At 70.2% G+C, this 12,755-nt stretch carries 11 protein-coding genes and 1 pseudogene; 6 read left to right on the forward strand and 6 right to left on the reverse strand.

Annotation, left to right across the window (positions count from 1 at the left end; translation table 11 throughout):
• Positions 1-74 precede the first annotated feature (74 nt).
• From exbB to ACWPN5_RS26240, 3 genes and pseudogenes are all read left to right on the forward strand, one after another.
• On the forward strand, positions 75-1,040 hold the full coding sequence (gene exbB, locus ACWPN5_RS26230) for a tonB-system energizer ExbB (protein WP_492298278.1): 966 nt from the start codon (positions 75-77) through the stop codon (positions 1,038-1,040).
• 4 nt (positions 1,041-1,044) lie between these two features.
• Positions 1,045-1,468 (forward strand): annotated as a pseudogene (gene exbD, locus ACWPN5_RS26235) (TonB system transport protein ExbD).
• Positions 1,465-2,310 carry an energy transducer TonB family protein gene (locus ACWPN5_RS26240; RefSeq protein ID WP_492298279.1) on the forward strand — a complete coding sequence of 282 codons (846 nt, stop codon included), beginning with the start codon at positions 1,465-1,467 and terminating at the stop codon, positions 2,308-2,310. Before exbD ends, ACWPN5_RS26240 begins: the two are co-directional and overlap by 4 nt.
• A 100-nt stretch (positions 2,311-2,410) precedes the next feature.
• Here ACWPN5_RS26240 and ACWPN5_RS26245 read toward each other — a convergent pair whose 3' ends face one another.
• The 3 genes from ACWPN5_RS26245 to ACWPN5_RS26255 all read right to left on the reverse strand — a co-directional run bounded on the left by ACWPN5_RS26245 (position 2,411) and on the right by ACWPN5_RS26255 (position 6,084).
• Positions 2,411-3,037 (reverse strand): response regulator transcription factor, encoded by a 627-nt coding sequence (locus ACWPN5_RS26245; RefSeq protein ID WP_145681757.1) that lies wholly within the window; start codon positions 3,035-3,037, stop codon positions 2,411-2,413.
• Positions 3,021-4,679, reverse strand: a complete 1,659-nt coding sequence (locus ACWPN5_RS26250; RefSeq protein ID WP_492298282.1) for an ATP-binding protein — start codon at positions 4,677-4,679, stop codon at positions 3,021-3,023. The genes ACWPN5_RS26245 and ACWPN5_RS26250 overlap by 17 nt, the downstream gene beginning before the upstream one ends.
• A 145-nt stretch (positions 4,680-4,824) precedes the next feature.
• Positions 4,825-6,084, reverse strand: a complete 1,260-nt coding sequence (locus ACWPN5_RS26255) for a Glu/Leu/Phe/Val family dehydrogenase (RefSeq protein ID WP_492298283.1) — start codon at positions 6,082-6,084, stop codon at positions 4,825-4,827.
• A gap of 296 nt (positions 6,085-6,380) precedes the next feature.
• Between ACWPN5_RS26255 and ACWPN5_RS26260 the strand changes: the two genes are divergently transcribed.
• Positions 6,381-6,773 (forward strand): GreA/GreB family elongation factor, encoded by a 393-nt coding sequence (locus tag ACWPN5_RS26260; RefSeq protein ID WP_145681762.1) that lies wholly within the window; start codon positions 6,381-6,383, stop codon positions 6,771-6,773.
• A 168-nt stretch (positions 6,774-6,941) separates the two neighbouring features.
• Positions 6,942-8,093: a DUF2325 domain-containing protein gene (locus tag ACWPN5_RS26265; protein WP_247888186.1), complete on the forward strand. Its 1,152-nt coding sequence runs from the start codon at positions 6,942-6,944 to the stop codon at positions 8,091-8,093.
• Between the two features lie 24 nt (positions 8,094-8,117).
• Here ACWPN5_RS26265 and ACWPN5_RS26270 read toward each other — a convergent pair whose 3' ends face one another.
• Positions 8,118-10,208, reverse strand: coding sequence for a methyl-accepting chemotaxis protein (locus ACWPN5_RS26270; RefSeq protein WP_492298285.1), 2,091 nt, complete (start codon positions 10,206-10,208; stop codon positions 8,118-8,120).
• Between the two features lie 272 nt (positions 10,209-10,480).
• Here ACWPN5_RS26270 and ACWPN5_RS26275 point away from each other — a divergent pair, with 272 nt between their 5' ends.
• The gene (locus tag ACWPN5_RS26275; RefSeq protein ID WP_492298287.1) at positions 10,481-11,566 is read left to right on the forward strand and encodes a hypothetical protein; all 1,086 of its coding nucleotides are present in this window, start codon (positions 10,481-10,483) and stop codon (positions 11,564-11,566) included.
• Between the two features lie 22 nt (positions 11,567-11,588).
• Here the strand turns inward: ACWPN5_RS26275 and ACWPN5_RS26280 are convergent, their stop codons facing one another.
• Positions 11,589-11,990 (reverse strand): DUF1398 family protein, encoded by a 402-nt coding sequence (locus ACWPN5_RS26280; RefSeq protein ID WP_492298289.1) that lies wholly within the window; start codon positions 11,988-11,990, stop codon positions 11,589-11,591.
• A 35-nt stretch (positions 11,991-12,025) separates the two neighbouring features.
• The gene (locus ACWPN5_RS26285; RefSeq protein ID WP_247888568.1) at positions 12,026-12,496 is read right to left on the reverse strand and encodes a MarR family winged helix-turn-helix transcriptional regulator; all 471 of its coding nucleotides are present in this window, start codon (positions 12,494-12,496) and stop codon (positions 12,026-12,028) included.
• Positions 12,497-12,755: the final 259 nt, after the last annotated feature.

The raw sequence follows: 12,755 nt of genomic DNA on the forward strand, positions 1-12,755 counted from the left end.
ACTTTATGGGTGCAAATGAGAGTCGTTCGCACTATACAGGAAGGAAGTCAGCCGCAAAGAAGTTTGAACCGCCAATGTTCACAGCGCTTCACACCCGTTCCATCGCCGCGATGGCCGCCGCCGGCACCTTCCTGTCGAGCGGACTCGGCTGGGCGCAGGGCACCCCCGCCACCAACGGCGCCGCACCCGCGGCACCGGCCCCTCTGGCGGCCCCCATGGCGGCGCCCGCAACGGCGCCCATGACGGCACCCGCCGCCGACGCGCTGGCCGCCCCGCTGGCCGCGCCGGACGCTGCGGCTGGAGCGGCCGCCGGGCTGGACCACATGACCGCCGCGACGGCGATCCTGCCGCACGACCTGTCCCCCTGGGGCATGTTCATGGCGGCGAGCCCGGTGGTCCAGGCGGTGATGATCGGTCTGGCGCTGGCCTCGGTGGCGACCTGGACCATCTTCCTCGCCAAGTCGCTGGAGCTGTCGAAGGCCAAGCGCAAGGCGCGGACCTCCCTGGCGGCGCTGGAGCAGGCGCGGTCGCTGACCCAGGCGGCGGAGAGCATCGGCTTCGAGAAGACCCCGGCCACCGCCTTCCTGCGCGCCGTGATCGCCGAGGCCCACCAGTCCGCCGACGCCCCCTCGCAGGACGGCCTGAAGGAGCGCGCGGCCTCGCGCCTGGAGCGGATCGAGGCGGCGGAGGGGCGGCGCATGATGCGCGGCACCGGCATCCTCGCCAGCATCGGTTCCACGGCCCCCTTCGTCGGCCTGTTCGGCACGGTGTGGGGCATCATGGTCAGCTTCATCGGCATCGCCAAGTCGCAGACGACCAACCTCGCCGTGGTGGCGCCGGGCATCGCCGAGGCGCTGCTGGCGACGGCCATCGGCCTCGTCGCGGCCATCCCGGCGGTGGTCATCTACAACGGCTTCGCCCGCTCCATCGGCGGCTACCGCGCCCAGCTCGGCGATTCCTCGGCGGCGGTGCTGCGGCTGCTGAGCCGCGACATGGACCGCCGCGCCTTGCCGCGCGCCGTGTCCAAGGCGGCGGAGTAAGGCCATGGCGGCGCGTCTCGACGACGGCGACGATCTCACCGAGTTCGCACGACATCAACGTCACGCCCTTCATCGACGTGATGCTCGTGCTGCTCATCATCTTCATGGTGGCGGCCCCGCTGGCGACGGTGGACGTGCCGGTGGACCTGCCGGCCTCGACCGCCCAGCCGCAGCCGCGGCCCGACAAGCCGCTGTTCCTGACCATCCAGGCCGACAAGAGCCTGTCGGTCGGCGACACGCCGGTGGCGCGGGAATCCCTGGCGGCGGCGCTGGACGGGGTGACGAACGGCGACAAGGGCGCGCGCGTCTTCCTGCGCGCCGACCGCAGCGTGGATTACGGCGCGCTGACCGAGGTGATGAACGCGCTGCGCGCCGCCGGCTATCTGAAGATCGCTCTGGTCGGGCTGGAAGGCGCGGCCGCGAAATGAGCGTGGCGACCGTCGATCCCAACGACCTCCCGGAGGATGGCGAGCGCACGGCGCCCGCCCTGGCGCGCTGGGGCGGCAGCCTGCTCGTCGTGCTGGGCGCCCACGCCCTCGTCGCGGTCGGCGCGCTGTCCTGGCACGTCGCGATGGAGGAGGCGCCGGCGATGCCGCCCGCGGTGATGCTCGACCTGCCGCCGCTGCCGGAAACGCCGCCCGCCGAGCCGCCCCCGACCCTGGAGTCGATGCTCCCCGAGCCGGAAATGCCGCCCGAACCGGTGATCGAGCCGGAACCGGAACCGGAACCGGAGCCCATCCCCGAGATCGCCCCAGAACCGCCACCGCCCGTGCCGGCGGAAGTCGCCCTGCCGGAACCGCCGCCCAAGCCGAAGCCCAAGCCCAAGGAAGAGCCGAAGCCCAAGGCCGAACCGCCGAAGCCGCGCCCGCAGCCGCAGGCCCAGCCGAAGCCGGTCACCGAAGCCCCGGCCAACCCCGCGCCCGCCGCCGCCCCGCCCTCGGGCGCGCCGGCCCAGGCGGCGCCGGTGCCGCGCAACAGCAACGCTCTGCCCACTTGGCACGGCGCCGTGCTCGGCCATCTGGAACGCTACAAGCGCTACCCCCGCATCGCCCAGATGCGGCGCCAGCAGGGCGTCCCGCAGGTGGCGATCACCATCGACCGGCTGGGCCGGGTGGTGTCGGTGCGGCTGCACAAGGGGTCCGGTTTCGAAGCGCTGGACGAGGAGACGATCGCCCTGGTCGAACGCGCCTCCCCGCTCCCGGCCCCGCCGCCGGAGGTTGCGCAGGACCGCATGGAGCTGGTGGTGCCGGTGCAGTACTTCCTGCGCTGAGCCGACGGCGCCCCCGCCGGACGGCGGGGGCGCCGCGGTCCGGGCGCTCAGACGCCGGAGCGCCGGATGCGGGTCGCCCGGATGTGCCTCACGATGCCCCTCACGATGTGTGCATCCACAGGCGCATGAGCTCCGGAATCGTCCGGATGTCCAGCTTGGTTAGAATGTTCGCCCGGTGCGTTTCCACTGTGCGGACGCCAATCCCGAGGCGGATCGCGATGGCCTTGTTGGCGCAGCCTTCCACCATCAGCGCCGCGACGTCGCGTTCGCGCGGGCTGAGCAGGGCCAGCTTCGCCAGGGCGGAGGCCGCGGCGGAGCGGTCCCGGCGCTGGTGGGCGTCGCGTTGCAAGGCCTCGTGGATGCGGCGCAGGAAGACCCCGTCGTCGAACGGCTTTTCCAGGAAGTCGACGGCTCCGGACCGGAAAGCGGTGACGGCCGCGCTCACCTCGCCGTGGGCGGTGATGATGATGACCGGCAGCCCGCAGCCGCGCCGGGTCAGCTCCTCCTGAAGCTCCAGCCCGTCCATAAAGGGCATGCGCAGGTCGGCCACCACGCATCCCGGCTGCTCCGGGTCGCAGCGGTGCAGGAATTCCAGCGCGTTGACGAAGGTGCGCACGGACAGGCCGGCCACCTCGACGAGGACGGAGAGCGCGTCGCGGACCGCCTCGTCGTCGTCGATAATGAAGACGGTCGGTTCGGCGAGGGAGGGTTTATCGGTCTGGGTCATGGGATGGCCGGCTGTCGGAACGGGCTGCGGGCAGGAAGACCTGGAAGACGGAACCGGTGGGACCGGAGCGGCCGAGCCACAGCCTGCCGCCGTGGCTTTCCATGATCGAGCGGCAGATGGGCAATCCAAGCCCCATGCCCGCCGGCTTCGTCGTGGCGAAGGGCGAGTAGAGATGCTCGACCATGCCCGGCGACACGCCGGGGCCGCTGTCCTCGACCTCGAAGGTCAGGCCGTCCGGCGGTGTCGCCTGGGCGCGCAGGACGACCTCGCGCACCGGGCTGTCGGCCGCGGCGATGGCCTCGATGCTGTTGTGCACGAGGTTGAGGAGGACCTGCTCGATCTGGATGCGGTCGCACAGCACGAGTGGCAGCGGCTCCGCCATGTCCACCTTGAGTTGGACCCGGTTGTAGGCCGCGTCCCCGCGCACCAGGGTCAGCGTCTCGCGCAGGATCTCGGTGGCCGATTCCGGCGCCAGTTGGAGCGATCCCTTGCTGAGGAACGTGCGCAGCCCGCGGATGACCTCGCCCGCGCGCTCCGCCTGGATCACCGCCTTGTCGATGAGTTCGTGGGCGCGCGGCGGCGTGTCGTCGCCCTCCAGCAGGCGCTGGGCGGCGCGCGCGTAGCTGATGGCGGCCAGCAGCGGCTGGTTCAGCTCGTGGGCCAGGGCCGACGCCATCTCGCCCGTGACGGTGAGGCGCGAGAGGTGGGCCAACTCGGTCTGGTGCTCGCGCAGCCGGGCCTCGACCTCGCGCCGCTCACTGACCAGGGCGCCGAGGAACAGGGCCGTGATGGCCAGGGCGAGCATCAGCGTCTGGTGATACACCACCGCGCCCAGGGGAAGGCCGATCGCCTGCAGACCGGCGATCAGGCCGCTCTGGATGGCCAGGGCCGCCAGCACCGCGCCCGGCAGGCCGTGCGACACGGCGACCCAGACGAGGGGCAGGAACAGCACGTAGAACAGGTTGAACTGGCCGTCGCCGATGGGCAGGAAGACCAGCAGCAGGGCCGCGGCGATGGCCGCCGTCTGGGCGGCGGTGGGCGTCTTCGGCACGCTCCAGGCGGGCGTCTTGTCGGGATGATGCAGGAGGAGGACGAAGGGCGTGACCACGGCGATGCCGATGGCGTCGCCCAGCCAGTATTGGAAGGCCAGCGTCGGCAGGTCGGCCGCGGGCAAGGCCCCGTCCAGGACGAACACGCCGACGAAGACGGGCGCCACCACGGCGGCGCTCAGGAAGGTGACGCCGACCAGCCAGCCGACGTCGCGCACCCGGTTCAGCGCCAGGCCGATCGCCACCCGGTGGCGCAGAACATGGGCGGCGGCTCCGTAGCCGGCGACGATGGCGAGATTCGAGAGCAGCAGCGAGGCGATCGAGGCGGGATGCCCCCGCACCACCAGATCGGCCAGGATCAGCGTGGCGTAGACCATCGGCAGGCCGCGCGCGCCGGTCCACAGCAGAAGCGCCATGTAGAGCCCGGCCGGCGGGTTCCACGGCGTGATGTTGAGGCTCGGGCGGGGATGGATGAAGGTCAGCCAGTCGATGGGCAGATAGGCCGCCAGGAAGGCGAGCGACAGCAGGACCATGTCCCGGCCGGTCAGGATGGCCGGCGTTCCCGTCGCACGGCTGGCGGGTGGAAAAGGCATCTCAGAACAGTCTTTCGGGCTGCACGGGCGAACGGCACGGGTGGCGGGCATCGACTATACCGTCCAACCGGCGCGTTCGCCTATGCGGTGGGCGCCGATGCGGGTGACGAACGCCCAATGGGCCCCCGTCCCCACAACGCGCGGATCAGCCGACGAAGAACGGCTGCGTTCCGTGCGCGGCGATGGCGCTCGACAGCCGCTCCAGCGCGTGGGCGTAGGCCGCGGTGCGCATCGGGATGTTCCGGGCCGTTCCCATGTCCCAGACCCGGCGGCCCTCGGTCTCCATGATCACGCGCAGGCGCTCGTGGATCTCGCTCAGGCCCCAATAGTAGCCCTGGCGGTTCTGCACCCACTCGAAGTAGGACACCGTCACGCCACCGGCGTTCGCCAGGATGTCGGGCAGGACGATGACGCCGGCCTCGTTCAGGATGCGGTCGGCGTCCGGCGTGATCGGGCCGTTGGCCAGTTCCAGGACGACGCGGGCCTTGATGAGCCCGGCGTTGCCCCTGTGGATCTGATCCTCCAGCGCCGCCGGGACCAGGATCTCGCAATCGGTGCCGAGAAGCTCGTCGCCGGTCACCGCACGGGCGCCGTTTTCCGTGTAGGCGGTCACCGAGCCGCCGCGCTCCTTGGCCGCCTGTACGGCCTGCGGGTCCAGCCCGTCCGCGCAGACGATGGCGCCGCGGGAATCGGACAGGCCGACGATGCGGTAACCGTCCGCGTGCAGCAGACGCGCGATGTGGAAGCCGGCGTTGCCGTAGCCCTGGATCACCACCCGGCGGGCCGATCCGGAGAGGCCCAGGTCCTTCTCCAGATGCTTGATGAGGTAGTAGCCGCCGCGCGCGGTCGCGTCGTCGCGCCCGAGCGATCCGCCGAGCGGCAGCGGCTTGCCGGTGATCACGGCCGGGCTCGGCTGGCGGACGATGGAGCTGTACTCGTCGGCCATCCACCCCATGATCATGGAGTTGGTGTAGACGTCCGGCGCCGGGATGTCGCGGTCGGGTCCGATCATGCCGGCGAAAGCCTGCACATAGGCGCGCGACAGGCGCTCCAGCTCTGACTTGGACAGGCTGTGCGGATCGACCTTCACCGCGCCCTTGCCCCCGCCGTAAGGCAGGTTCATCACCGCGCACTTGAAGGTCATCCAGAAAGCCAGCGTGGTCACCTCCTCCAGGTTGGAACTCGGATGGAAGCGGATGCCGCCCTTGGTCGGGCCGCGGGTGTCGTCGTAGCGGCACCGCCACGCCGGGAAGGAGCGCCGCGATCCGTCGTCCATGCGCACCGACAGGCGGACGCTCAGGGTCTCCTTGGCATATTTCAGCTTCTCGAGAACCTCGGAATCCACCTCAACGTGCTTCGCGGCTTCATCCAGGCGGCTCAGCGCCCCCGAAAGCAGATCGTCCATTACTCTTCCCCATGGTTTCGGTCAGGAGCACCGCAGGTTGGCCGCATCTCCTTCCTGGAAGGTTCTGCTCACCGCCCCTAAGGCATATGACGGCTTTTTCTACTGGGGAATAACCCGGATCAAAATATCCGTATTACTACGGAAATCGCGCAACGCTTTGGAAAACAACGATAATTTTTTTACAGCCCAACGCGCCGCGAACGCTCCGTAATCATACGGATGGCCGTGGACAATCCGCGTGGGCGAGAGTTCATCGGAGCGTCACACACCGTCGCCGCGCAGCCGAGGATGCATCGATGACCGAGGGAACCGACCGGCCGCTGATCTGGATCGGGCGCATGGAGTATGGCCGCCTGCTGCGGGCCATGGACCGCCTGGCCGTTCAGGCTCCGGAGGTCTCGGCGTTCCTGTCGCGGGAGCTGGAGCGGGCGATTGTCCGGCCGGAAAGCGACCTGCCCCGGACGATCGTGCGAATGGGCAGCCGGGTGCTGTTCCGCCGCGACGACGGCCTGCCACTGGAATGGGGAGAACTGGTCTATCCGGATCAAGCGCCCAAGGAAGAGCAGATCACCGTCGCCTCCCCTCTGGGGGTGGCCATGCTCGGCCTCCGGGAAGGCGCCCGGATGCCCTACAGCGACGCCGACGGAATCACACGCCAGCTGACGATCGACCGCATTCTCCCAACCTGACGCCGCCGGCACGGCTGCCGTCGCTCTTCATTTGCAAATGCGAATGATTCGCACTATTAGTGGAGCATGTTCCGCTCCACCGCCACGCTTGGCTCCGGACGGGACCCGCGATTCAACAGCCGAAGCCAATCGGGGGCGGAGACGATGTGTGAGCGTTGTCGGAAGACCGTGCCATCCTGCGTACTGGGACAGGCCAAGCGCCGGAAGCTGTGGACGATTCCCACGGAGTATCATTGCTCGATCGTGGGCACCTGCCTGTCGTCGGAGGATGTGGCGTGGCTGTGCCGGCGGCTGAAGCTGGTCCCCACGGCGGACGCCCGCCCCTACGACATCCACCGCTATTTCGTGGAGAAGGCCGCGGAAGACGGGCCGGAAGCCCGGCTGATGCACAAGCGGCTGGACGAGACCTTCGCCATCGCGGTGAAGCGCTTCGCGCGCGAGACGACCGAAGAGGGCTGGATGGCGCTGTGGACCGCCGCGGTGGCCTCGGGCGACGTTGCCGCCGCCTACTGGGGCGTGCTGAGCCACGGCGCCATGCCCGACGCGGTGCGGGTGCGCGCCTTCGCCGACGTGCACATGCTCTCCCACATCATGGGCGGTGAGAACCGCCGCCAATTGCGGGAAAACCGCGATCTGGCCCGGCGCTGCGAGGAGATGACCGCCCGGCTGGCCAAGCAGGAGCGCGCCGCCGCCGAGCGCGTCGCCGAGAAGGACGCCCGCATCCGGGAGCTGGAGGCTCAGCTCGCCGCCCAGCGGGCCGCGCCCGCGGTTCTGGAAACGCCGATCGCCCCGAAAGCGCCGTCCGGCCGCGCGCCGGGCCAGGCGCGGCTTCTGCGCACCATGGACGCCCTGCACCGCCGCGTCGCCAGCGAGCGGATGCGCGCCCGCCACGCCGAGGCGGAGGTGGAGCGGCTGCGCCGCCTGCTCGACCCGCCGGCCGCGCAGCTCCGCCGCACCGCCGTTGCCGGGACGAACGCCCCGACCGACCTCGGCGGGCGGGCCATCCTCTATGTGGGCGGACGGACCAAGAGCCTGCCCCATCTGCGGGCGGCGGTGGAAACGCGCAACGGCTGCCTGCTGCACCATGACGGCGGGTTCGAGCAGACCACCCGCTGCCTGGAGGGGCTGGTCGAGCGCGCCGACGTGGTGGTCTGTCCGGTCGACTGCGTCAGCCACGACGCCTGCCTGCGGGTGAAGGGGCTGTGCCGCCGCATGGGCAAGCCCTTCGTTCCCATGCGCAGCGCCGGCGCCACGAGCTTCGCCCGCATCCTGCACAGCTTCGGACAGGACGGCGCCGGGGAGGAATCCGCCCACCACTGAGCGCCGCCCGGGCGCCTGTTGCGGTCAGGCGCTGCGGACACCGGCGAGGAAGTCGCCGACTTCGCCGGTCAGCCGCTCCGCCTGCTGCGACAGCTCCTGCGCCGCGCTCAGCACATGGGTCGCCGCCGCCCCGGTGTCGTTGGCCGCCTGCTGTACGCCGGCGATGTTGGACGCGACCTCCTGCGTGCCGACGGCCGCCTGATGGACGTTGCGGGTGATCTCCTGGGTGGCGGCGCCCTGCTCCTCCACCGCGGCGGCGATGGCGGTGGCGATCTCGTTCACTTCGCCGATCACGCTGGCGATGTCCTGGATCGCCGCGACGGCGTCGCGCGTGACGGTCTGCACCTGGGCGATCTGCGCCGCGATGTCGTCGGTCGCCTGCGCGGTCTGGCTCGCCAGCGTCTTCACCTCGTGCGCCACGACGGCGAAGCCCTTGCCGGCGTCGCCGGCGCGCGCCGCCTCGATGGTGGCGTTCAGCGCCAGCAGGTTGGTCTGGCTGGAGATCGCCTGGATCAGGCCGACCACCTCGCCGATGCGCTGGGCGCAGCCGGCCATCAGCCGGACCGTCTCGTCCGTCCGCCGGGCGTCGGCAACGGCCCGCGTCGTGATCGCCTGCGACTGGGCGGCGCGGTTGCCGATCTCCCGGATGGAGGCGGTGAGCTGCTCGGTCGCCGCCGCTACGGTCTGCACGTTCGTCGAGGCCTGCTCCGACGCGGCGGCCACGGCGAAGGACTGGTGGTTGGTCTGCTGGGCCGCCGTCGACATGGAGCCGGCGGTCGCCTCCATCTCGGTCGCCGCGGAGGACAGGGTGCCGACCAGCCCGCTCACCTTGGCTTCGAAGCCGCGGGTCAGCCGGTCCAACGCGGCCGCCCGCCGCTCGCGCGCCTCCTGGTCGCGCCGCTGCTCCGCCTCCAGCCGCTCGCGCGCCACGGCGTGCTCCTGGAAGACCTCAACGGCCTGCGCCATGGCGCCGATCTCGTCGCGGCGCCCGGTGCCGGGGATGGCGACCGCCAGATCGCCATCGGCCAGTTGCCGCATGGCCCCGGTCATCGCGGTCAGCGGCCGGACGATCCGCCGGACCACCAGCAACGAGCCACCCACGCCCAGAAGCAGGCTGAGCGTGAAGACGGCGAGGCTGACGAGCAGGTCGGAGCGCGCCTCATCCGCGGCCTCCGCAACCGCCGCGTCGATGGCGGCGCCCACCGTTCCGGCCAGCGTGAGGATGGAGTCGATGCCCACGGTCGCCCGGCTCAACCATTCGTCGGCGGTCAGGGGATAGCGACCGTCCGCACCGGCCTTCAGAACGGCCCGCCGGGTCTCCGAGAAGCCTTGGAAATAGGCGGCCTCGATCCCGTCGATGGCGTGGGCCAGGTCCGGAGTGAGGTCCGGGCGGGCGCGCAGCGCGCGGATGCCGTCCCAGGCCTGCTCCAGCCGCCCGCGCGACTGCGCCAGCGCTTCGGCCTGTGCAGGCGTGACCGCCCGCCCGCCGGCGACGAGGGCGCTGAACAGCCCGCGTTCCCGCCCGGCATGCTCGGCCATGTCGGCCGCATAGCCGCGCAACTGGACCAGCTGGAAGGTCGCCGTCTTCGGTGGCGGGGCCACCGCCTCCAGCAACAGGCGCAGGGAGCCGATCCGCTCGATGTGCGCGGTGATGACCGCGCCGAATCCCGACACCACGTCCGGCGAGCGATCGGCGGGCTGGCGCGACAGCGCCTCGTCCACACCGCGCCGGTAATCCTTGAAGGCGGTCATCGACGCCTCCACCGCGTCCAGGCGCGGAGTGTGCCGGACCATCTCCGGTGCGGCGCGCAACGCCTCCAGCGCGGCCCCCAAGGCGCCGTCGGCGCCGTCGCGGCGCTGCTGCAGGCGGGCGCGCCGATCGGCCGGAAGCGGGTCCGGGCTGTTCAGCGCGCCGTTGGTGGCGCCCCGTTCCTGGGCGAAGTCCCCGGCGGCGACCACCAGCCCGCTGGCCACCTGATTGACCCTGCGGTAGGCCGCGGCCGTCTCGACGCCGCGGAGGGCCTCGAAGGCGGCATCGCCGGACATGAAAATTCCGAGAAGAGCGAGTCCGCCGACAATCTGCGGCAGAATGACCTTGATCGACAGTAATCGCATGGAACTTCTCGCGGCAACGAACAACATTCGTCAATTTGAGTTTGCGCCACGGCGTTCCTCCTTGACCTCGATCAAGAGATCGTAATTTGCCATGCGGAACGTTCAGGAGGCTGAAATCATGGATAGGTTACAGATATTTCTATGGTTGTTTTTAAACATTGCCGACCAGCCTTAACAAAACGCCATGCCGACGGACTCTTCGATAACGGACGGCCGCAAAGTTGCAGGGCGCCGCCGCGCCCTGTGCTACAGTGCCGCCGGAAGGAGCCGTCATGCCGTCTGAACACCCGTCGCCCGAAGCCTCTCTGCCCAACCAGGATGCCCCTGAACCTCTCTTGAAGCTGGGCGATGCGCCCCGTCCGGCCACCATGCCCGACAGCCTCGCCGCGCAGGTCGCGGGCTGGCGCTTCGTCCTGCGCAACGCGGTAGCTCCAAGCTTCTATTCCAAGCCCGGAACGCCCTGGCAGAGTCCACCAGAGGGGTGCCTGCGGGCCAGCGACCGTTGGAACCTGGATGGTGCCTTCCCCACCGACCAGCCCGTCGAGAACGGCGCGCAGTGGGCCGTCGCGCGCTTCGAGGGCGGCGTGTGGCGCGTGGAAAGCTGCGCTCCGGCCGCTGCCCGCCCGGCGGTGCGCGACCTGCTGCGCCTGCGGGTGGAACGGCTGACCGCCGCCCGCCGCTGGACCCATGGTGACCTGGAGCTTCTGCACAGCCTGCTGGATGGCGGCACCCTGGCGGAATCCGTCCTGCTGGCCGGCGACGACGGACGGGCGCGCTCCCTGCGGTCGTTGAAGGCGCTGGGTCTCGCCGGAACCGCCTCCGCAGACGACCCGGAGCTTCCCGACGCGGCGAAAGCGCTGCTCGCGGACGGGGCGGAGAGCGTCGTCTGGCTCGATGCCGACGCGCGGGAGATCGCCGACGGCATCCTGTCCTGGCACGCCAAGAAGCAGACGCGCGCCGCCGCGCGGGTGAGCCGGGGCGCCGAGGCCAAGCAGCGCGGCGACGACATCAAGGACGCTTTGACCAAGGCGGTGCAGCGGGCCTTTCCGCGCATCCCCAAGGAGGCCGCCGCCGCCGCCGCGACCCGGCTGGCGCCCGGTGTGAAGAAGCTGGGCCGCATGCCGGCTTTGCAGCCCATTGTGGATGCGGTGGCGGAGGTGCGGCTGGAGCGTTGGCGGCAGGCCGTGGCGTCGGAGCCGGAGGTGGCCAAGCGCCTGGCCGCCATGGAGGCGCGCGGCGACGCGAACCGCGCGCTCAAGCGCTTCCGCGACCAGCGGGCGGTCGAGCGCACGGAGGCCGAGTTGAAGGAATGGCGCGGCGACCTCGGCCCCGTGCTGTCCCGCCGCCTGGGCTGGTGAGAGCGGAAACGGCCCAGCGGAGTCAGCGCACGCCGGGGAACCACTCGGTGTGGCTGTCGCCGCTGCGGCCGTAATAGACGACCCGCCGGCCCAGGATGCTGACCGTCCAGCCGGCGCAGCCGGCCCGCAGCAGCCGCTCGCGGAAGCCGCCATAACGGATCGCTCCGGCCTGGATGGCGCGGACGGCGGACTCCACGCTCTCCGCCGAGAAATCCACGGCCGGCGCCAGTCTGGACGGCCGGGCCTCCACCCGCTCCGTCGTCCCGTCCGGGAAATAGTAGGTCGTTTCCGCGCGCACGAGATCGGTGTGGTAGCGCTCCACCCCTGCGACGGCCAGCGCCGCGACGACCTCGGGGAATGTGATTCGCTCGTCGTCCGACGCGCGGCTGCACTCCTGCAGGACGGTGGTGATTCGGGGGTCCATGGCGTTGTATCCGTGCGTCGCGGTCAAATGAGCGGTCAATCGATGGGAATGGAGCGCAGCCCCATCCGGCGGACGATGCCCTTCAGAGTCTCCTCGATCCGCGCCCGCTCCGCGTGGTCGAGATGGCCGAAGAAATTCGCGTCGTTGCGGTCCGCCATGGCGGACAGATCGGGCACCAGCGCCCGCCCCTGCGGGGTGAGCGCCAGCGTCTGGTAACGCCGGTCGTCCGCATCGGCGGTTTGGGTGAGCAGCCCCTTGGTGGCGAGCCGATCGGCCAGTTTCGAGATGGCGCCCCGCGTCATGCCCAGCCGGTCGGCGAGAAGGCTGGGCGCAACGCCGTCGTTGCTGTGGAGGTCGCGCAGGACGACCCATTCGGCGACGGTCACCCCCCGTTCCGCCAGCATCGCGGCGAAGGCGTGGGACACGTGGTTCGACACGAAGCGCAGCCAGTAGCCGAGATGCGCGTCGAGCGGGCTGATGTTCGGCTCGGCCAACAGACCCTCCATGAGTTTCCTTAGAAACTAACTGGCTGATGGTTTCCTTGTCAACTTCTTGAGGACACTCTCCCGGATCGGTGCTCTGTCGGCGCAACGACACCGTCTCCCGCCCAGCCGCTCACATGAGGATAGTGTTGTTTCAAAGTTGAAACGAATGGTCCGAAGCCAATTGAAAGCGTTCCCTATAATTTCTGTTCAGCCGATGCTGCGAAAATTAAGCGAAACGGGATCGAACTTTTCAATGCAGAGCCAAAGTGCCGGACTCCAG

It is taken from the genome of Azospirillum sp. UENF 211521 (assembly GCF_058780535.1).